Genomic DNA, 21367 nt, shown 5'->3' with positions numbered 1-21367 from the left:
TGGCTACTTTATATATATTCTAATAGAGTAGCATGTATATGTAATTCAAGGCGGACTTGTACGTCACTAGTATTAGGGTATAAGTAGAGTTGCTAAATTTGAAGTGGTGGCAGATACCTTTTCAAAGAGCGACTTTGGCAGGTCAAGGCCCTAGGCCGATGACCGGTTCGCCAGTGGAGCGATGAGGAAAGGTATCTGCCACCACCCCCACCTTACAATCTTGATACTAATCGTAGATGATCATACAAGTCCGCCTTAACCCCAATTAATTGCGAAAATATTAGATATATGATATATTAGTACTGCCTAAAGGCGACAACTAAATAAGACAGTTTGAAACCATCCTGTCTCTAAATAAAACTACGGAAATTCATAAGCATTGTAAGCATGGTAGTTTTGCCATGCTTTTTTTATTTTGAGGAGGTGAGTGTTATGATTTCTACACGCAAATTGACTATTTCTGCTATGGTTGTGGCATTGTACATCGTTGTATTGTATGTAACGCAAAGCGTTTCCTTCGGGGCTTATCAAATTCGTATAGCAACATCATTATATGCACTTGCTTATGCCTTTCCGTTCTTGGTGATTCCCATGGGGATTGGCAACCTCATTTCTAACTTCCTATTCGGTGGTCTTGGCATCCTCGATATGATGGGGGGCTTTGGTGTGGGCGTATTAACGACTGGCATCATCGTAGGAATGCGCAAGCTTGGCCTCAGTGCTTGGTGGGTAATGCTTCCAATCGTCTTTGTGCCTGCATTATGTGTGCCATTGTGGCTCAGTCCATTACTTGGTATTCCATACTGGCCATTAGTGTTGAATCTTATCGTTGGTCAAACTATTCCGGCTATTCTTGGTTCTGTATTGGTGAAAGCTTTGATCAGTCGTCCTAGCATGGCAGCTTTGTTAGGTGCTTTCAAATAAAACTAATAATAAGTAGTTTGCTAATAAAACTAAGTAAGTAATTGAACATCTTTAGATCTTTCAACTGCGACTTGCAGGTAAATAAAAAGGTTTATAGGCAAACAAAAAGGCGTAAGCTCAAATCGAGCTTACGCCTTTTTTATGGCTAACATGTATGGAGGTATAGGAGTTTAGCAGTTATAGCCACGCCATCTAGTTTCAACTACGAGGCGTTCAAGAGCAACCATGTACGCTGCTTGACGAGGAGGTACATTGTATTTATGTTGCATTTCCCAAACAGCTTCGAAGCTATTTTGCATATTCTTAGTTAATCTTTCATTAACTTCTTCTTCAGTCCAGTAGAAACTTGCTTTGTTTTGTACCCATTCATAGTAGGATACAACTACGCCGCCGCCGTTAGCAAGAACGTCAGGGATGATGTCGATGCCTTTTTCATAGAAGTATTTATCTGCATCATTAGTAGTAGGGCCATTAGCGCCTTCCAAGATAATCTTAGCTTGGATATTTTCCATGTTGTCTTTGTTTAATTGGTTTTCAAGGGCTGCCATGTATAATACATCAACTGGTTGAGCCAATAACTCTTGAGGTCCAATTGTAGTCATGCCCGGTTCGCTGTAACCTTCGAGGGAACGACCATGGGAGTTAGCATATTCGTATGCTTTTTCAACATCGAGACCGTTAGGATTGTAGATGTTAACGCTTACGTCGCCGATAGCCACAACTTTTGCACCTGCTTGTGCAATGAGACGAGCGCCTACGGAACCTACGTTACCAAAGCCTTGAACTGCTACCGTAAGGTTTTTGATATCCAAGTTTTTCTTAGCGAGGTAGCTTTGCAATGCGATGAGGCAACCGCGACCAGTCGCTTCATTACGACCTAAGGAACCACCCACTTCGATTGGTTTACCTGTAACGATACCTGGGCTCCATTCGCCTTTTAATGTGCTGTATTCGTCAGCAATCCAGCTCATGATTTGAGCATTCGTATTTACGTCTGGTGCAGGAACATCTGTATTAACACCGATGATAGGTGCAATGCGGCGTACGAAGTTACGAGTTAAGCGTTCTAATTCACGAGGATTTAACGTTTTTGGATCGACTTTGATGCCGCCTTTACCACCGCCATAAGGAATGTTAGCGATAGCGTTTTTAATAGTCATCCAAGCCGCAAGTGCACGCACTTCGTTTTCATCAGAATCTGGATGGAAGCGAAGACCGCCTTTAGCACTACCACGCAATGTGGAATGTTGGCAACGATAGCCTTCGTATACGCGAACTTCACCATTGTCGAGTTGAAGAGGAACTGCTACTTTTAGTTCCCGTTCTGGGTGACGTAACACTTCGTATTCGCTACGAGTATAGCCGAGCTTTTCAGCTGCTACGTCTAACGTGTTTAACATGTTTTCATATGGGTTATAACCGCTCATAATTACCTCCTGGATAATAGAGTAAATTAATAGTTGAATTAGTGCTAATTTTATCGCATACTTAAATATTCGACATTGTAAACAGAATACCCTTTATATTTTTATAAATATATTCTATAGTTTTTGACCTTTGAAAGTTGTAAAAATATAGATAATTACTATGATCTTTATCACAGTACAATCTGCTAATGAACGATGTTTTTATCTATGAAAATGGATACTTTTACAAAAAAATAAAGATCTATATTCTGAACAATATAGACCTTTATGTATGTACTAATAAACTATTTTAAAGATTATACGAATTTAAAGATTATACGAAAAAGACTGGTGAAAGATACTTTCACCAGCCTCATAGGTCAATATATTTTATTTTTCCACAGTATCTTCAATCGGAGTAGGAGGTACGGAGGAGTCTGTAGTTTGACCATCGCCCCACCATACGATGCCATATGTGTGATTTAGGATGGAACGGTTAAATACAGGCGTTTCAATACCTGCTTTGCGTTGTTTGATATAGTCGTCAAGGGCAAGACCTGCTGTGCGGCCCATGCGTACGATGGAACTTACATTAGTTAATACTAAGAAAGCCATGAATAAATCGGCTAGATTCCATACGAGATCTAGAGAGGCAACAGAGCCAACAAATGTCATAAGAATTACGCCAATACGGAACAAATGTAGGTAGAATCGTTTGTTTGTTAAGTGGCTGATATTGATTTCACCGTAGTAATAGTTACCAATTAAGGAACTAAAGGAGAACATAACGATGAAAATGGCTACGGCTGTAGGCGCCCAAGAACCAAGTTGTTGAGCTAGGTTATGTTGTACAAGAGCAATACCTGTTAGACCTGTAGTGCTGTAATCACCTACGATGAGTACGATGAAAGCAGAAGCTGTACAAATGATGAATGTATCAAGGAATACGCCGAATGCTTGTACAAGACCTTGTTCCACAGGGTGGTTAACAGCTGCCGTAGCGGCTGCGTTTGGAACAGAACCTTCACCGGCTTCGTTAGAGAAGAGCCCCCGTTTGATACCATTCATAACAGTAGCACCTAATAAGCCACCACCTGCTGCAACAGGCTCGAATGCGGAGGAGAAAATAGTATAGATTACATGTGGGAATTGGGTGATATTCATAATTACCACAAATAATGCAGTAGCAATGTATAGAATCGCCATGATAGGAACAATGATTTCAGATGCTTTTGCAACGCGGTTGATACCACCGAATATGATAATACCAAGAAGGACTGCTACTACAGCGCCTGTATAGGACACATCAAGGTTGAATACCTGGAGAGATGCAGCCAAAGTATTGGCTTGTACAGAATTGTAAATCCAACCATAGGTAATACTGATTAAAATAGCAAATAGAACAGATAATGCCTTGTTGTTTAGACCATACCGAATATAGTAAGCTGGTCCGCCATAGAAACCGCCCTTAGCAACAGGTTCTTTGTAGATTTGTGCTAATGTAGATTCGATGAAGCCAGTGGCAGCACCGATGAGTGCGATAACCCACATCCAGAAAATAGCACCAGGGCCACCAAGTACAACGGCAATAGCTATACCTGCGATGTTACCAACACCTACACGAGATGCGGTACTAACACAGAATGCTTGAAATGAGGATACATGGTTCTTTTCTGTAGAGCTACCTGCGCCGTTAATTACGAGGCGGATCATTTCTTTAATCATGCGAATTTGTACAAAATTCGTTGTCATCGTAAAGAAGAGACCTGCGCCGATAAGAATAAAAATGATGAAATAACTCCATAAATAACCGTTTATGGTGGATATAGCATCATTGAGCATTGCTTCCATAAAAACTCCCTTTCTTATAAAAAATCCATATTTCATAATAATCAATGATATTGTATCAATTTCTATAGACTATGTAAAACAAAAATCCTTCACAAATAGGAAGGATTTTTGCTTTATATAGTATTTTGTAGGATGTTTTTTATGCCTTAGTAAATTCTTGTGACTCTTCCATTCCTTGCAACAAGGTTTGTTCAGAATGTTCCATGTGAATTCGAGCTAGTTTACGAGCTTGTGCAGCATTGTGAGAGGCGATGGCTTCCACTAATTGACGATGTTCCTCCCAAGTTTTTCTAAGACGACCTGGTTGGTTCATAGAAAAACTACGGAAGCGATAGGTTTGCTCTCGCAAGTTGTGAACGATGTCTGCTAATCTTTCGTTACGAGATGCGCGGTAGAGGACTTCGTGGAATTCTACGTCCGCAGCCACAACGGATTCCATATTTTTGTTTTCCATATGATCGCCGATTTCTACAAGCATTCTCTCCAGCGTTTCGATTTCCTCTTCCGTAATCCGTTCTGCTGCAAGGCCTGCTGCAAGTTCTTCAAGGGCAGAGCGGATTTCAAATACTTGCGTAATATCCTTTAAAGATATGTTGGCAACGTAGGTACCGCGACGAGGAACCATAACGACAAAGCCTTCTAGTTCCAGTTTACGTATGGCTTCACGAATTGGGGTGCGACTTACGCCTAACTCTTCAGCAAGGGGAATTTCCATGAGGCGCTCCCCAGGTTTTAACACCCCATCTTGGATGGCTTGACGCAATGTTTCACTTACTACTTCTCTTAGTGGCTTATACGCATCAAGTCGTATAGGTTGTAACCGTTTTGTCATACTAAGTCCTCCTGTGTACATGTTTTAGTAATGAGTGACAGCCAATCATGACCAGCTGCTTTGATCTCTTCTTGTAACTGCAATGCTTCCATGGGTTTGTTAAGTAATACTACCATAGTAGGACCGCTTCCTGTCATGATAGTTGGGTATCCACGGCTAGTGAAGAATTCCTTACATATTACTAGTTCTTTGTGATCTAAAAATAATAATTCTTCGAAGGTATTAGCGCTACTAGTGAAAGCAGATTGTAAATCATTATTCTTAAGATGATTCAGAACGGTATCGATTGTTTTTGTGGTGGCTTTAGATTTACCGTTGAAACGATCATAAGCAACCGCTGTAGAAATAGATACTTTTGGCTTTACTAATAATAGCCAATGTGCTTCTGGCGATTGACTATAGGTTAACACTTCGCCACGACCTGTTCCGCGAGCTGTACCACCTTGTAGTAGGAATGGCACATCAGATCCGAGTGAGGTACCGATGTTTAAAAGTTCCTCTTGCGTAAGACGTAAGTCCCAAAAACGGTTGAGACCTAATAACATGGCCGCTGCGTCTGCACTACCGCCACCAAGACCCGCTTGAATAGGAACGCGTTTTAATAGGTGGATGGCGGCACCGGCTTTACAACCCGTATAGGCCTGTATGGCGCGTAAAGCTTTGAGTGCGAGATTATCTTCTCCATAGCTTACGAGCTTTTGCATGTAATCGGGCAATTCGGGAGCGCCACCAGAAAATACTACGGAATGATGCTTAGCGAAATAAATAGAGTCACTAAGGCGAATCGATTGAAATATGGAATCGATGTTGTGGTATCCATCGTCACGCTTACCTGTAATAGCAAGCCCAATATTAATTTTGCTGCAACCGAGTTGCTCAAAACTTTTACTCATAATAGCCTCGTTTGTAATGTACAAATTATATGCAGTTAATATGTTTATTTTATACTGTTATAAAGTGATTGAAAATAACCATTAAGTGGTTTATGATGATTTTGTATATACCTGTTGTTTGATTATTAAAAGCATTGTAAACAGCGTATGTTTTAATTAGTTCATTATAGAATATTTATAGTGAAATGGCAATTTGGAGGGAGCTATGTTCGCCAAGTATAAAGATGTTGTCTATCAATGTGTCATAGTTGCTATTGGTTGTGCAATTTTTGGTGCTGGTTTAGATGCCTTTGTACTACCTCACAAACTGGTTAGTACTGGTATTAGTGGGGTAGGGTTGATTTTGTATTATCTAACGGGATTATCCGTTGGTTCTTGGAACGTTATTTTGAACGTCCCTATATTTTGGGCTGCTTGGAAGTGGCTTGGTAAACGCGTAGTGCTTAATACCTTGTATGGTACGCTCATGTTATCGTGGATGATTGATCTGTTTAGTTTCTTGCAATATGACATGATCATTAAGGATCCACTACTCAGTTCTATGATGGCAGGTATCACAACTGGACTAGGGCTTGGTATCGTCTACCGTGTAGGTGGTAATACAGGGGGACTTGATCCAATTGCACTTATCGTTCGCAAATATTATGGCCTTCAAATGGGGTCCATTAATAGCGCTATCAACTGTGCCATCCTCTTAGTTGCTGTCGGCGTTGTTGGACTTGAAGCGGTAGCTGTAACTCTTATCAGTGTGTATGTGTATACTATTATTACAAATAAGGTGGTAATCGGGTTTAATCAACGTAAAGTTGCTTTTATCATTACCTATCGCACCGATGAAGTATGTGAGTGTATTATCAATAAGGTTGGTCGTGGTGCCACTATTATTAATGGTATTGGTGCCTATACACGGACGCCTAAGCAAATTGTGATGGTTGCAGTCAACTTGCTGCAGGTAAATAAATTGAAAGAGGTTATTCAAGAAGCGGACCCAAATGTGTTTATCTTGATTACTGATGCCCAAGAGGTTATCGGTCAAGGTTTTACTCAACCTATTGTTCCTGCGGAAATATCTAAACAGCTAAAATCACAAGATATAACTACCGAAGCGAACAATAATGTTGTAATAGATGAAAATAGTTGTAACAAATTAAAATAAAGAATTATGATAAATCTCTGGCTGTTGTCATCTTATATTAATTATGCGTAAATATAATATTTTATGAATGATACATACATTTTGAAAATAATTTAATGTGATTGATTGAATATCAAGGTTGTAAAATGAGAGGGCTTGCCCTCAAGATAAGATTAGAGGTTTCTATGACTCACAAATTAGCAGGTACGCCTGTACAAGAACAAGATATTATCGATGTGCAAACCCTTGTGGATGCATATTTTGATAATACTTCGGATATTACAGATCCGACACAACTCGTATCCTTTGGCACATCTGGCCATCGCGGTACATCTTTAAATAGTACGTTTACAGATTTACATGTGGCCGCTATTACACAGGCTATTTGTGATGGCCGTGGTCAATTCGGCGCTACAGGTCCGATTTTTGTCGGTCAAGATACACATGCTTTATCTCAGCCAGCCCTTGTGACGGTTCTAGAGGTCCTTGCTGGCAATGGTGTAACGGCAATGGTTGATTCCGATATGGATTTCGTGCCAACACCATCTATATCTCGTGCTATTATTCGTTATAATGAAAGCCACGATGATAAGGCGGATGGTATCGTGATTACGCCGTCTCATAATCCTCCAGATAATGGTGGCATTAAGTATAACGCTACCAATGGTGGTCCAGCGGATACGTTGATTACTAAATGGATTGAAACACGTGCCAATGAATATGTTCACGCATATTGTGAATTAGAAGGATTTAAACGTATTAGTATCGACAATATTGAACCCGACCAACAGGTTCCATATGACTATAAAGGTCTATATGTAGAAGAACTATCTTCTATCATTAATATGGAGGCAATCCAAAGTGCAAAACCTAAGGTCCTCGTTAATGCCCTCGGCGGTAGTGGACTAGGTTATTGGCGTGCTATTAAAGAGCGGTATAATCTAAACCTAGATATTATTAATGATGAGTATGATCCAACCTTTAGCTTTATGACCTATGACCATGATGGTAAGGTACGTATGGATTGCTCATCTGAATATGCCATGGCTGACGTAATTAAACAAATTGGTAATTATGATCTCGCTGTTGGGAATGACCCTGATTATGATCGCTATGGTATCGTTAGTCCGCATGGGCTAGCTTCTCCAAACGCATTTCTTGTGACTGCAGCGGATTATTTGTTTACGACTCGTGGTTGGACAAATAAAGGGGTCGGTAAAACCGTTGTTTGTACCACTATGATTGATAAATGGGCTGCTAGTAAAGAGGTTCCTGTTTATGAGGTTCCAGTAGGTTTTAAATATTTTAGTTCCCTATTATTCGATGGTGAGATTGGTATTGGCGGTGAAGAATCTGCTGGTGCATCGTTCCTTAAAAAAGACGGTACCGTATGGACTACTGATAAAGATGGCATGGTAATGGCTCTCCTTGCGATGGAAATGTATGCCGTTATGGGGGCTACTGTTGACCGACTCTATAATAATCTTGTTGTAGGGTGTGGCGATCCTCGTTTTGGTCGTATTGATGCGCCTTGTACAAAGGAGGCCAAGGTTAAGTTGAAACAATTAAATGCAAGCTCCATTACGGCTACCGAAGTAGATGGTGATGCGATTACTAATGTTCGCACTACTTCTCTGTATAAAGATATGCCTATCGATGGTGTTCGTGTGGAAACGGAAACAGGATGGTTTGTAGCACGCCCATCTGGCACTGAAGATTTATATAAAATTTATGGTGAAAGCTATAAAGGGGATAAAGGTCTTATCGCATTGTTAACTGCTGGTGAAGAGATTGTAACAAGTGCTTTGTCTGACGAAGTGTAACATGTTGTTTTCACTAGAAAACTCATAAAGATTTCACTCATGAAAAATAATAAATGTGTTATAATATATTAATATAGTTTATTGAATGCCCTATACTGGCTATATAGCTTGTAGTGCTTAGAGAAGGTGATGTTATGAAATTAGTTGTTACCGTTGTCGGCGTAGACCGCGTTGGTATCATTGCTGGGGTTAGTACCGTACTCGCTAACTACGGTGTAAATATTATGTCGATAAATCAGACCATCCTTGATGGCGTTTTCAATATGATTATGATGTGTGAAACTAAGTCTGAAGATATGAAAAATCTTACAGCTATCCAAGAGGCTTTGACGAATCAAGGTAAAGAACTAGGTGTTGAAATCCGTGCACAACATGCTGATATTTTCTTAAGTATGCACCGCGTAGGATAGGAGGCACTTATGTTATCTATCGACAATATTTTAGAAACGAATCAGATGATTCACGATAACAAGCTTGATGTGCGTACTATTACGATGGGGATTAGCTTGCTAGAATGTGCATCTAGTTCTGGTAAAGAGCTGTGTGACCGTATTTATGACCGTATTACAAAAGAGGCAGAACATCTTGTATCTACAGGGGAAGATATTGAGCGAGAATTCGGCATCCCTATTATCAATAAGCGTATTTCTGTAACACCCATTTCTCTAGTTGCAGGGGGTAGTGATTTAACATCTTATGTTCCTGTGGCGGAAGCTATGGATCGTGCTGCAAAAACTGTAGGTGTTAATTTTATTGGCGGCTTTTCTGCGCTTGTAACAAAGGGCGCCACTCGAGCTGACCGCATTTTGATTGACTCTATTCCTGAAGCGCTGGCAACTACGGATATCGTTTGTAGCTCTGTTGCTGTGGGCTCTACTAAAACTGGTATTAACATGGACGCAGTGCGAGACATGGGAATCATTGTTAAGAAAACTGCAGAGCTTACAAAGGATAATGATGCTCTTGGTTGTGCTAAGCTCGTAATATTCTGTAATCCTGTAGAGGATAATCCATTTATGGCGGGTGCTTTCTTCGGGGTAACAGAAGGGGATAGTGCTATTTCTGTAGGTGTATCTGGCCCGGGCGTTGTAAAACATGCGCTTGAATCCGTTCGAGGTCAATCCTTTGACGTTGTAGCAGAAACGATTAAACGTACTGCTTTTAAAATCACGCGCGTAGGTCAATTGGTAGCGCAAGAGGCATCTCGCCGCCTAGGTAAACCATTTGGTATTATTGATTTATCTTTGGCGCCAACGCCAGCTGTAGGTGACTCTGTAGCTCATGTTCTTGAAGAAATGGGCTTGTCCTCTTGTGGTTGTCATGGCACTACAGCGGCACTAGCATTACTTAATGATGCGGTGAAAAAAGGTGGTCTTATGGCTTCCTCTCACGTAGGTGGTCTTAGTGGTGCATTCATTCCTGTCTCGGAAGATGCAGGCATGATTGATGCTGTATCCTGTGGCAGTTTGACACTTGATAAATTAGAGGCCATGACATGTGTTTGTTCTGTAGGGCTTGATATGATTGCTATTCCTGGAGACACTACTGCTGATACCATTTCTGCTATCATTGCAGATGAATCAGCAATTGGTATGATTAATAATAAGACAACTGCGGTTCGTGTAATTCCTGTACCTGGTAAGACTGTTGGAGAGGTTGTTGAATTTGGTGGATTATTAGGTTATGCTCCTATTATCGAAGTGAGTCCATATAGTGCAGCCGAGTTCATTGCCCGCGGTGGCAGAATTCCTGCTCCTATTCGTAGCTTAACGAACTAATCCGTTTTTACAACCTACTTGTTGGAGGTGTCTTATGAGTGAATATGTGCTCGATTATGTGTGGGCCTTTGCAGTAGCGCTCATCATAACCTTTGCACTTACCCCATTGGTAAAACGCTTTGCCGTTGCTGTTGGGGCAATAGATAAGCCTGATGCTCGAAAGGTGCATCATGGTGCGATTCCACGACTTGGTGGATTAGCAATCTTTCTCGGTTATGTGGGATCGGTTCTTTTTAACGATTCCATTCCGCATGATCATAAATTGTTTGGGTTTGTCCTTGGTACAGTCATTTTGGTGCTAGTTGGTATTTGGGACGACATTAAACAAATTGAGCCAAAAACTAAGTTAATGGGCCAAATTATAGCCGCCGCTATCCTAGTGGCTTATGATATTCGAGTAGATTTCATCAACCTTCCTTGGGGTGGTGTAGTATATCTCAAGTATTGGGCTATCCCATTGACTATTTTCTGGATAGTTGGTTTTACAAATATTGTAAACCTTATCGATGGCCTTGATGGCTTGGCTGCAGGTATTTCTTTTATCGCATGTATCGCTGTTTGTGCAATGACATTGCAACTAGGTCAAACTGATCTTGCTTGTATCTCTCTTGCCTTAGCAGGTGCGACTGTAGGTTTCTTGCGGTATAATTTCAATCCTGCAAAAATATTCATGGGTGATACGGGATCCATGTTATTAGGCTATACATTAGCGGCTATTTCCGTTATGGGCGCTGTGAAGACAGCTGCTATGATTGCTCTAGTGGTACCTGCCATTGTGTTAGGCTTGCCTATTTTGGACACCTTATTTGCCATTGTGCGCCGTAAAATCAGTGGACGTCCCATCTTTAAACCCGATAAAGGTCATGTTCACCATCGTTTATTGGCACAAGGATTAACACAAAAGCAAGCTGTATTGTTGATGTATGCAGTAACAGCTCTTTTCGGCGGTGTATCTGTTATCGTTGCAGAGGTTAATGCTTGGGTCGGCGCGACCTTGGTATTAGTAATTTTCTTGTGTAGTATTTATATTGCACGACGTCTTGGCGTTATCATGCATAGTGATGCGGCAGGGCATCCGTTACCACGTCCTACAATTGAACGTAGCGACTCGGATGATACCATATCCTTTGATCGCGATGAATTGGCTAAAGCCTTGGAGAATACTGATGATTCTCATAAGGAATAACCATCTGTGGGGCGCTTGGCGCCCCATTTTTTCTATCCTACTACGTTGGAGGCAACTATGTTAAAAGTTATGACAATCTTTGGTACAAGACCTGAGGCTATCAAGATGGCTCCTCTTGTAAAAGCATTACAAGCAGCACCAGATATGGAACCTATCGTCACCGTTACGGCACAGCATCGAGATATGCTTGATCAAGTACTAAACTTGTTTAATATTACCCCAGACTATGATTTAAATATTATGAGCCAAGGTCAAACACTATATGATGTAACTAATCGTGCTTTGATGGGCCTTAAAGATGTATTAGAAGAAGCAAAACCTGATGTGGTACTCGTTCATGGTGATACTACAACTACCTTTGCTGGTGCCTTGGCTTCTTTCTACCAAGAAATTCCTGTAGGTCACGTGGAAGCAGGATTACGGACAGGTGATATTTACTCTCCGTTCCCTGAAGAGATGAATCGCAAATTGACGGGGTCTATTGCGACGTATCACTTTGCGCCTACTTCTAGTTCTGAAAGCAATTTAAAAAAGGAAAATATTAATACAGAACATCTTTATGTAACAGGGAATACTGTTATCGATGCTCTTGATACGACGGTACAAGACAACTATGTATTCGATGATGCAGCTATTAATGCTCTTGATCCTAAAAAACGTACGGTTCTTGTTACCACACATCGCCGAGAAAACTTAGGTGAACCTATGCGCCATGTATATCAAGCCATTCGCGATTTAATCAATGAATTTGAAGATATTCAAGTTGTTTTCCCTGTACATAAAAATCCTAAAGTTCGCCAAGTTGTACAAGAGGAGCTTGGCTCTGTGGATCGTGTTACATTAATCGATCCTCTTGACTATGAACCATTTGCAAACTTGATGGCTAAATCTTACTTGATTTTGACTGATTCAGGTGGGATTCAAGAGGAAGCCCCAGCTCTTGGTAAGCCAGTTCTCGTATTGCGTGATACGACAGAACGTCCTGAAGCAGTAGAAGCAGGTACCGTTCGCCTTGTAGGTACTGATAAAGATGCGGTACATAAAGCCGCTTATGAATTATTGAGCAATGCTGAAGCGTATAAGTTGATGTCTAACTCTGTTAACCCATATGGTGATGGTAAAGCATCTGAACGCATCATCCAAGCGTTGCGCCATGAGTTCTTAGGCAATCCTAATCGTCCTGAACGATTTGGTAAATAATATGGATAAGGATCTTGTGAAAGCCCTCGCCATGGCAACATCAGCGGGGGTCACACTGGTCTCCTGTATAGGAGGTTTTATTTGGCTAGGTTATAAATTGGATACTTGGCTTCAAACGGAACCACTCTGCATGGTCATATTTGGCCTAATAGGAGCTATAACAGGGTTTTATATGTTATATAAACAAGTTAAGTAGTGAGGTATGTATGAATCAATATATAAAATTCATAGTGCGAGTGCTGCTGACTTGTTTTTTTATTGCTTTTTTGGGCAGTATAATACAAGTTTTATGTGGCTTAGAACAGTATCTATGGGGATGGCTTTGGGGCATCTTTATAATGGTTCTCTACTTACTTAGCCTAGCTTTGCATGGACAATCTATTGTGTCAGGAGATCCTTATAAAGCCGTACGTAAATCTCGTAGACAGATGATTTGGCGCCTTATGTTAGTAGGCTCTCTAGTGGTCTTAGGTCTGAAAATTCCCGGTGTAGAGGCTGTTAGCATGTTTATAGGTATCGCGCTTATTCAGCCTGCATTATATGCTGTGTACTGGTGGCTCAGTTGCCAGTTTTAGTTCTAAAATGACCTAAAATAGGAACAACAAAGGTATTCCAATTATGCATTGTATACATTATATTTATGATTAATTGGAATTGCTTACCCTTCAAGTGTTGATTATATATCTATAACGATGTATGATGATACATATATGTTATATTTATATTAATTGTAAATATATTAGGTTTTATTATATCTATGAAAGGGGTTGAGAACGTGGTATTACATGCGGGACACCATGAGGTCGTGCAGTGGTTGGGGTTGACATTTAATATAGATACCTTGATTGCTACATGGGTTACTATGGCTATTGTAATATTAATAACAATACTAGCCACCCGAGGACGTAAATTGGTGCCTGTAGGCTTGCAAAATATAGTGGAATCTATATTAGAAGGCTTAGAGGGGCAATTAGCTCCGAACTTGGGTCGTCATTGGCCGATGGTGAGTTCCTTGTTATTTACGTTTTTCTTATTTATTTTTGTAGGAAATGAATTAGGCTTAATGCCTACACTTAAGGCGTTAACATCACCAACATCTGATATCAATACTACAGTTGCATTGGCTTTATGTAGTACATTAGTAGTATGGGTTATGGGTATTAAAGTTAAAGGCTTATCTTACTTTAAGCATTTTGTACGACCTTATAAGGCTTTACTAGTACTTAATATCTTTGAAGAGATCGCTAGACCTGTTACGCTTGCTTTCCGTCTATTCGGCAATATCGTAGCTGGTGAAATTTTGTTAGAAGTATTATACAAGTTGCCTTGGTTTGTACCTGTACCATGGGTGTGGATTGCTTTTAGTTTGTTTATCGGCATTATTCAAGCCTTTATTTTTACCGTTCTTACAGCATCCTATTTAGGGATGGCTCTTAGTGAGGAACATTAATTATTATATATGGAGGATATATTATGGAAGCTCAAGGTTTATTCGCATTAGCAGCAGCGATCGCAGTAGGTTGTGGTGCCATTGGTGCAGGTATCGGTGACGGTCTTGTATCTAGTAAAGTAATCGAAGGTATTACACGCCAACCTGAATTGCGTGGTCAATTGATGTCTACTATGTTCGTTGCGATTGGTTTAATCGAAGCGATGCCTATCATCGGTGTAGTAGTTGCGTTTATTTTGTTATTCAGATAATAACGAGGAGGAATAACCTTGGTTGACTTAAGCCTTGGAACGATTCTTGCTCAAATGTTGAACTTTTTTATATTAGTTTGGCTATTGGCGCGTTTTGCATATAAACCATTATTGGCTATGATGACAGAACGTAAAGAACGAATTGCTAAAGATTTAGAAGCTGCTGAACAAGCCCGTGCAGAGACAGAAAAGTTTAAAGCTGATTATGCAGCTCAAATTTCTAATGCTCGTGTAGAAGCACAACAAATTGTTGAAAAAGCAATTCAAGAAGCAGAAAATACTACACGAGAACAATTGGCAACAGCTCGCGAGCAAATTGAACAAGAAAAAAATCGTGCTCGTCAAGATATTGCCATCGAACGCGATCGTGCTATGAACAGCTTGCGTAACGAAGTGGTATCTTTATCTGTAGCTATGGCTGGTAAAGTTGTTGCTAAAGATATGAACAGCGAAACTAATACAAAATTGATCGAAGACGCTATTCGTCAACTTGATAGTAAAACGATAGGGTTGTGATACGATGAGCATAGAAATTGTAGCAGATAAATATGGTTCGGCTATGTTTGAATTAGCTCAAGAACAAAATATTTTGGAACTCATGGAGGAGCAATTAGGTTATGTAGCGTCCGTTATGGCGGAACAGCCTGAACTTCGTTTATTCCTTGAAAATCCAATCGTTACAGAAGATGCAAAGATTAAGTTAGTTGGTTCCATCTTTGAATCTAGTATCGACAAAGTTGCTTTACACTTTATCTATGTGATGATTAAACGCGGGCGCCATCGTTATATTGCACAGGCCATTGCAGCGTTTATTCAAAAATCACGAGAGGCTCGTGGTATTTTGGAAGCTACTGTAACTGTAGCAGAACCAATCACAGCTGATGTAGAAGCATCTGTACAAGCTAAATTACGAGAAGTAACAGGGAAAGATGTTATTTTATCTGTGCGTCAAGATCTATCTATTATGGGTGGTATTATTATCCAAGTAGGGGATAAACGCATTGATGGCTCTGTATCTCGTCGTTTAGAGGAATTAGAAAAATCTTTATTAAGAACGAACTCTATTAGATAGGGGTGAATGGGTATATATGAAAATGAAGCCTGAAGAAATCACTGCTATAATCAAACAGCAGATTCAGGACTATGATGTTGACCTCAATGTCGATGATGTGGGTACTGTTCTCGACGTAGGGGATGGCATCGCCCATATTTATGGTCTTGAAAGAGCCATGGCCGGTGAGTTGCTAGAATTACCACACGGCGTATATGGCTTGGTTTTGAACTTAGAATTAGATAATGTGGGTGCCGTACTATTAGGTGATGACTTCTTGATTAAAGAAGGGGACCAAGTGCGCCGTACTGGCAAAATTATGGACGTTCCTGCTGGAGATGCCTTGATTGGTCGCGTAGTAAACCCTCTTGGTCAACCTCTTGATGGCAAGGGTGCTATCCAAGCTACAGAACGTCGTCCTATCGAACATCCAGCACCTGGTATTGCGGATCGTCAATCCGTAAACGAACCATTGCAAACAGGTCTTAAAGCGATTGATGCGATGGTACCAATCGGCCGTGGTCAACGTGAGCTTATCATCGGTGACCGTGGTACAGGTAAAACTGCGATTGCCTTAGATACTATTTTGAACCAAAAAGGCAAAGATGTTATTTGTATTTATGTAGCTATTGGTCAAAAAGAATCTACGGTTGCTCGTGTAGTACAAAAACTTGAAGAAGCAGGCGCTATGGAATATACAATCGTAGTTTCTGCGAGTGCCTCCACCGGTGCACCTCTTCAATATATTGCACCATATGCTGGTGTTGCCATGGGTGAATACTTTATGTACCAAGGTAAACACGTATTATGCGTATATGATGACTTAACAAAACAAGCGGCTGCATACCGTGCTATGTCCCTATTATTGCGCCGTCCACCAGGGCGTGAAGCATATCCAGGTGACGTATTCTACTTACACAGTCGTCTATTAGAGCGGGCTGCGAAACTTTCATCTGAACTTGGTGGAGGTTCTATTACAGCGTTGCCAATCATTGAAACACAAGCAGGTGACGTATCTGCATACATTCCAACAAACGTAATTTCTATTACTGATGGTCAAATTTTCTTGGGAACAGATATGTTCTATTCTGGTATTCGTCCAGCTGTTGACGTAGGTTTGTCCGTATCCCGTGTAGGTGGTAGCGCACAAACTAAAGCGATGAAGCAAGTGGCGGGCCAATTGCGTTTGGACCTTGCTCAATATCGTGAGTTGGCTGCTTTCGCTCAGTTTGGTTCCGACCTTGATGCGGCTACACGCGCTCAACTTGATCGTGGTGAACGCTTAACTGAAATGTTAAAACAAGGTCAATATGAGCCTATGAGTGTAGCGGAAATGGTTATCAACCTTTACGCTGGTACTAAAGGGTACTTAGCAGATATTCAAGTGGCAGATGTATTGTCCTTTGAAGCTGAACTTTTACGTTATGTAAAAGCAAATTACCCTGAAATCATCACTAACATTGAAACGTCTAAGAAAATTGACGAAGAAACTGAAAATCTATTGAAGCAAGCAATCCCAGAATGTGTTGAAGCATTTGGCTCTACACATACATTAGTGTCTCGTAAGGAGGCGTAATGTATGGCTAGTGCACAAGATTTGCGAAAACGCATAAAAAGTGTTACCAATACGCAACAAATTACAAAAGCGATGAAGATGGTAGCTTCTGCTCGTCTTCGTAGGGCACAAACAAAAGCGGAAGCTACTCGTCCTTACGCAGAAAAGATAGGGCAAATCTTGCGTCATATGTCTAATAGTGATTTAGAAGGCTTTGAAAGTCCTCTCTTAGATGTGCGACCTGTAGAGCGCACTTGCTATATTGTAGTAGGTGCAGATAAAGGTCTTGCAGGGGCATTTTCGTCTAATGTGTTGAAATTTGCTATGGAACAATTACATGGTAAATCTCCTGATACATACCGTGTTATCACGGCAGGCAGAAAGCCTAGAGATAGCATGAAATCTAGAGGTATTCGCATCGATAAGTCCTATGCGGGCTTTTCTGATAAACCGTCCTATGAACATGCGCGTGCCATCATGCATGAAGCACTTTCACTATATGAACGTCATGAAGTAGACGAAGTCATCATGATCTATACACGTTTTGTAAATTCTATGACGCAAATTGCACAGGCTGAGCGCTTGTTGCCAATAGAGCAACCACAAGATGAGGTAAAAGGCGAAGAGTATGATTTTATGCCGTCCGCCGTATCCGTCTTGGAGGCGTTGCTGCCAAAATACTTAGAAATTACAGTTTATAATGGATTGTTGCAATCTGCAGCTAGTGAATTGGGTGCTCGTATGACGGCCATGACATCGGCTACAGATAATGCAGGGGAACTCATTGAGTCCTTAGGCCTTGAATATAACAAGTTGCGTCAATCTAGCATTACAAACGAAATTTCTGAAATCGTTGGTGGCGCTAATGCCTTGCAATAGATAAGGAGACATCTGTCGATGAGTAATAATATTGGTAAAGTTGTGCAGGTCATCGGCCCAGTTGTAGACGTGCGCTTTGATGCTGGTCATTTACCAGCTATCTACAACGCCATCCACATCTACCATGACCACAAGGCACACGATAGACAAAAAATCGTAGTAGAGGTTATGCAACACTTAGGCGACGATACAGTTCGTTGCGTTGCCATGAGTTCTACTGACGGTATGACACGTAATATGGAAGCAGAAGATACTGGTGCTCCAATTTCCGTTCCTGTAGGGGAAGGCGTATTGGGTCGTATCTTTAACGTACTTGGTGAAACTGTAGACCATGATCCAGCTCCAGTTGTGGCTGATGAAAAATGGCCTATTCACCGTCCAGCACCTAAATTTGATGACCTTTCTCCAGATACACAAATCTTGGAAACAGGTATTAAGGTCGTTGACCTTATCGCTCCATACGTAAAAGGTGGTAAAATCGGTCTTTTCGGTGGTGCCGGTGTAGGTAAAACCGTATTGATTATGGAATTGATTCACAATGTTGCTACAGAGCACGGCGGCTATTCCGTATTCTCCGGTGTAGGGGAACGTACTCGTGAAGGTAATGACTTGTGGAACGAAATGAAAGAGTCTGGCGTTATCAATAAAACAGCCCTCGTATATGGACAAATGAATGAGCCACCAGGGGCTCGTATGCGCGTAGGTCTTACTGGTCTTACAATGGCTGAATACTTCCGTGATGTGAAAAAACAAGACGTGCTCTTGTTCATTGATAACATCTTCCGCTTTATTCAAGCGGGGTCCGAAGTATCCGCCCTCTTAGGTCGTATGCCATCTGCCGTAGGTTACCAACCTACATTGGCTAATGACGTAGGGGCATTGCAAGAGCGTATTACATCTACAAAAGAAGGCTCTATTACCTCCGTACAAGCTGTATATGTACCTGCCGATGACTTGACTGACCCGGCTCCAGCAGCGACATTCGCTCACTTGGATGCGACAACAGTATTGTCTCGTTCCATTGCGGAACTTGGTATCTATCCAGCGGTGGATCCTCTGGACTCTACAAGCCGTATTTTGGACCCACATGTACTTGGTGAAGAGCACTACACAGTAGCTCGTGGAGTACAAGAAGTATTGCAAAAATATCGCGATCTTCAAGATATTATCGCAATCCTCGGTATGGAAGAATTGTCTGACGAAGATAAACTCACTGTATCTCGCGCTCGTAAGATTCAACGTTTCTTGAGTCAACCATTCTTCGTAGCAGAAGTATTTACCGGTTCTCCTGGTAAATATGTGCCATTGTCCGAAACATTGAGAGGCTTCAGAGAAATCTTGGATGGTAAACATGATGAATTGCCAGAAGGTGCATTCTACATGGTTGGTACCATAGATGAAGCCGTTCAAAAAGCAAAGGAAATGCAAGAGAAGGGGGAATAATCCATGGCGGAACCTATGACCCTACAGATAATTACACCTGATGCGATTGTATTCGAAGGCAAATCTACATTCTTTGTAGGTAAAGCTATCGATGGTGCTTTTGGTATTTTGCCAAACCATGCACCTATGATTATCGCATTAGACTTGGCACCTTTACGCATTGATCAACCAGATGGAACATCTCGTGAATATGCTGTATTTGGGGGCTTCTGTGAAATTGAACATAATAAGGTGAGTATTGTAACCCCTGACTGTCAAGATCCAACATCCATTGATGTGGAACGTGCTCGTCGAGCTAAAGAGCGTGCTGAAGGTCGGTTATCAAATCCTACACCTGATATTGATGTAGAAAGAGCGGAAGCAGCATTGCAACGTGCCTTATTGCGCTTGCATGTTACAAAAATGTTATAAGAAAAAGGCTAGCCAGCTGGCTAGCCTTTTTATCTTTCTAATTTTGATTATAAAACGCTCACACCTTTTAAGGAGTATGCAGTATTCTTAGGTTGTTCTACTTGAAAATCTAGTACAACAGGTGCCTCAGAATTGATACCAGGTGCTTGGTAACGGTCACGGTCTGTTGGAATTCGTTTGTATGGTAATTTATCAAGTAATATAGTCATAACTTTGTTCCAAACTGATTTATGTGTTGGCATAGTCAAAGAGTCATCAGTTTGGTTGAAGCCCGTACGAACAGTATGGATTATCTTATCGTTTACATCATAATAGTATAAAAGGGCATTAACCTTTGCGGCGATATAAATTTCATGATTATCCTTATTATACGGATCTGGGCTATTAATAGTATTAACTTGTACATATACGTCTTGTAATGGTACAGGCATAATAACGATTTCAGAATTTTGGGCCTCTGCAATTTGAGCAAGATCAGCGGCTTTAATTTCTGCAGTTGGTGTGTTAGTACTTACGATGGTTGTATCATAGTAAGGATATTTAAGTGTATTTGATAAGCGATCTGTCATGTAGCGACCAAATTGAGCTGTGTTTTCATTGCGCAAATTTGCTGGTACAACAATAGTAACTTTACGGCTCGGAAAGTTTTCTAAGTGTCCATCATGACTTGTACTAGAAGTATTAATTGTGGCTTTTTCCGGAGCTCCAGAAATCGGTGTAGATGTTGGTGTTGCAGCCACTTTTATGACAGGCTCCATATTCGTTTCAGGGGCTAATGTAGGAGCTTCATTACTTGTGCTACTTTGTATAGTGCTAAGAGCTACAGGTTGTGTTGTATTTGGTGTTAATTGACTCAAATCGATCATAGCGGCACTGGCTGTTGTAAATGCAGTTGTGAGTAGTACAGCAAGTACTGTAAGTAGTGGACGTTTATAGAGTCCGAAGTTATGTAACATAATTCCTCCTCTTAATAAAACTCTTTTAAAATTACAAATTATACAATTTATATTATTATATCATATATACAAAAAAAAGAAGCAAGCTTAATAGCTTGCTTCTTTAGTCTGGTGGACGATGACAGGATCGAACTGCCGACATCCTGCTTGTAAGGCAGGCGCTCTCCCAGCTGAGCTAATCGTCCATGGTGGTGACCCGTCCGGGAATCGAACCCGGGATACCGCCGTGAAAGGGCGGTGTCTTAACCGCTTGACCAACGGGCCAAAATGGCTCCTCGAGTAGGACTCGAACCTACGACCGATCGGTTAACAGCCGATTGCTCTACCGACTGAGCTATCGAGG

At 41.0% G+C, this 21367-nt stretch carries 22 protein-coding genes and 2 tRNA genes; 17 read left to right on the top strand and 7 right to left on the bottom strand.

All coding sequences use genetic code 11. The features are described 5' to 3' along the window. Window positions 1-432: 432 nt before the first annotated feature. Window positions 433-924, top strand: coding sequence for a QueT transporter family protein (locus E7L28_RS06145; RefSeq protein WP_105087027.1), 492 nt, complete (start codon window positions 433-435; stop codon window positions 922-924). 170 nt (window positions 925-1094) lie between these two features. Here E7L28_RS06145 and E7L28_RS06140 read toward each other — a convergent pair whose 3' ends face one another. From E7L28_RS06140 to ispE, 4 genes are all read right to left on the bottom strand, one after another. Further along, entirely contained in the window at window positions 1095-2351 is a 1257-nt protein-coding gene (locus tag E7L28_RS06140; RefSeq protein ID WP_004695052.1) for a Glu/Leu/Phe/Val family dehydrogenase, read from the bottom strand. A 369-nt stretch (window positions 2352-2720) separates the two neighbouring features. After that, window positions 2721-4181 carry an alanine/glycine:cation symporter family protein gene (locus tag E7L28_RS06135; RefSeq protein WP_077707638.1) on the bottom strand — a complete coding sequence of 487 codons (1461 nt, stop codon included), beginning with the start codon at window positions 4179-4181 and terminating at the stop codon, window positions 2721-2723. Between the two features lie 139 nt (window positions 4182-4320). After that, window positions 4321-5013: a GntR family transcriptional regulator gene (locus tag E7L28_RS06130; RefSeq protein WP_004697535.1), complete on the bottom strand. Its 693-nt coding sequence runs from the start codon at window positions 5011-5013 to the stop codon at window positions 4321-4323. Next, window positions 5010-5906 (bottom strand): 4-(cytidine 5'-diphospho)-2-C-methyl-D-erythritol kinase, encoded by an 897-nt coding sequence (gene ispE, locus E7L28_RS06125; RefSeq protein WP_316711533.1) that lies wholly within the window; start codon window positions 5904-5906, stop codon window positions 5010-5012. The genes E7L28_RS06130 and ispE overlap by 4 nt, the downstream gene beginning before the upstream one ends. Before the next feature lie 205 nt (window positions 5907-6111). Between ispE and E7L28_RS06120 the strand changes: the two genes are divergently transcribed. The 16 genes from E7L28_RS06120 (at window position 6112) to atpC (ending at window position 20068) form a co-directional block, all read left to right on the top strand. Then, window positions 6112-7062, top strand: coding sequence for a YitT family protein (locus E7L28_RS06120; protein ID WP_156697263.1), 951 nt, complete (start codon window positions 6112-6114; stop codon window positions 7060-7062). Window positions 7063-7226: 164 nt separating this feature from the next. Then, on the top strand, window positions 7227-8864 hold the full coding sequence (locus E7L28_RS06115) for a phosphoglucomutase (protein WP_316711531.1): 1638 nt from the start codon (window positions 7227-7229) through the stop codon (window positions 8862-8864). Window positions 8865-8998: 134 nt separating this feature from the next. Continuing rightward, complete coding sequence (locus tag E7L28_RS06110; RefSeq protein ID WP_156697261.1) at window positions 8999-9274, top strand: ACT domain-containing protein; 276 nt, start codon at window positions 8999-9001, stop codon at window positions 9272-9274. 9 nt (window positions 9275-9283) lie between these two features. Further along, window positions 9284-10642 (top strand): PFL family protein, encoded by a 1359-nt coding sequence (locus E7L28_RS06105; RefSeq protein WP_004695059.1) that lies wholly within the window; start codon window positions 9284-9286, stop codon window positions 10640-10642. 34 nt (window positions 10643-10676) lie between these two features. Next, window positions 10677-11828 carry a glycosyltransferase family 4 protein gene (locus E7L28_RS06100; RefSeq protein WP_156697260.1) on the top strand — a complete coding sequence of 384 codons (1152 nt, stop codon included), beginning with the start codon at window positions 10677-10679 and terminating at the stop codon, window positions 11826-11828. Between the two features lie 57 nt (window positions 11829-11885). Next, entirely contained in the window at window positions 11886-13028 is a 1143-nt protein-coding gene (gene wecB, locus E7L28_RS06095) for a non-hydrolyzing UDP-N-acetylglucosamine 2-epimerase (protein WP_021148539.1), read from the top strand. A gap of 1 nt (window position 13029) precedes the next feature. After that, complete coding sequence (locus tag E7L28_RS06090) at window positions 13030-13224, top strand: AtpZ/AtpI family protein (protein ID WP_012864790.1); 195 nt, start codon at window positions 13030-13032, stop codon at window positions 13222-13224. 142 nt (window positions 13225-13366) lie between these two features. After that, window positions 13367-13603, top strand: a complete 237-nt coding sequence (locus E7L28_RS06085; RefSeq protein ID WP_042986657.1) for a hypothetical protein — start codon at window positions 13367-13369, stop codon at window positions 13601-13603. A 200-nt stretch (window positions 13604-13803) separates the two neighbouring features. After that, on the top strand, window positions 13804-14478 hold the full coding sequence (atpB, locus tag E7L28_RS06080) for a F0F1 ATP synthase subunit A (protein WP_004695063.1): 675 nt from the start codon (window positions 13804-13806) through the stop codon (window positions 14476-14478). A 23-nt stretch (window positions 14479-14501) separates the two neighbouring features. After that, window positions 14502-14729 (top strand): F0F1 ATP synthase subunit C, encoded by a 228-nt coding sequence (gene atpE / locus E7L28_RS06075; protein WP_004695064.1) that lies wholly within the window; start codon window positions 14502-14504, stop codon window positions 14727-14729. An 18-nt stretch (window positions 14730-14747) separates the two neighbouring features. Next, window positions 14748-15245 (top strand): F0F1 ATP synthase subunit B, encoded by a 498-nt coding sequence (gene atpF, locus E7L28_RS06070; RefSeq protein ID WP_012864787.1) that lies wholly within the window; start codon window positions 14748-14750, stop codon window positions 15243-15245. A 4-nt stretch (window positions 15246-15249) separates the two neighbouring features. Continuing rightward, window positions 15250-15801 carry an ATP synthase F1 subunit delta gene (atpH, locus tag E7L28_RS06065; protein ID WP_021148537.1) on the top strand — a complete coding sequence of 184 codons (552 nt, stop codon included), beginning with the start codon at window positions 15250-15252 and terminating at the stop codon, window positions 15799-15801. Window positions 15802-15817: 16 nt separating this feature from the next. Next, window positions 15818-17356 (top strand): F0F1 ATP synthase subunit alpha, encoded by a 1539-nt coding sequence (gene atpA / locus E7L28_RS06060; protein WP_004697546.1) that lies wholly within the window; start codon window positions 15818-15820, stop codon window positions 17354-17356. Window positions 17357-17359: 3 nt separating this feature from the next. After that, complete coding sequence (gene atpG / locus E7L28_RS06055) at window positions 17360-18214, top strand: ATP synthase F1 subunit gamma (RefSeq protein ID WP_004697537.1); 855 nt, start codon at window positions 17360-17362, stop codon at window positions 18212-18214. A gap of 18 nt (window positions 18215-18232) precedes the next feature. Next, a complete protein-coding gene (atpD, locus tag E7L28_RS06050; protein ID WP_316711529.1) occupies window positions 18233-19657 on the top strand; it encodes a F0F1 ATP synthase subunit beta in 1425 nt (474 codons plus the stop codon). 3 nt (window positions 19658-19660) lie between these two features. Further along, window positions 19661-20068: an ATP synthase F1 subunit epsilon gene (atpC, locus tag E7L28_RS06045; RefSeq protein ID WP_024060190.1), complete on the top strand. Its 408-nt coding sequence runs from the start codon at window positions 19661-19663 to the stop codon at window positions 20066-20068. Between the two features lie 47 nt (window positions 20069-20115). Here the strand turns inward: atpC and E7L28_RS06040 are convergent, their stop codons facing one another. The 3 genes from E7L28_RS06040 to E7L28_RS06030 all read right to left on the bottom strand — a co-directional run bounded on the left by E7L28_RS06040 (window position 20116) and on the right by E7L28_RS06030 (window position 21288). Continuing rightward, window positions 20116-21024 (bottom strand): hypothetical protein, encoded by a 909-nt coding sequence (locus E7L28_RS06040; RefSeq protein ID WP_105087017.1) that lies wholly within the window; start codon window positions 21022-21024, stop codon window positions 20116-20118. Between the two features lie 109 nt (window positions 21025-21133). Next, a tRNA-Val gene (locus tag E7L28_RS06035) sits at window positions 21134-21209 on the bottom strand. Between the two features lie 4 nt (window positions 21210-21213). Further along, window positions 21214-21288 (bottom strand) — tRNA-Glu (locus tag E7L28_RS06030). Between the last annotated feature and the right edge of the window lie 79 nt (window positions 21289-21367).

Source organism: Veillonella parvula (assembly GCF_032575955.1).
GTDB classification, from domain to species: Bacteria; Bacillota; Negativicutes; order Veillonellales; family Veillonellaceae; genus Veillonella; species Veillonella parvula_J.
Note: the sequence above shows the minus strand (reverse complement) of the source record. Positions and strands in the feature narration are given on the sequence as shown.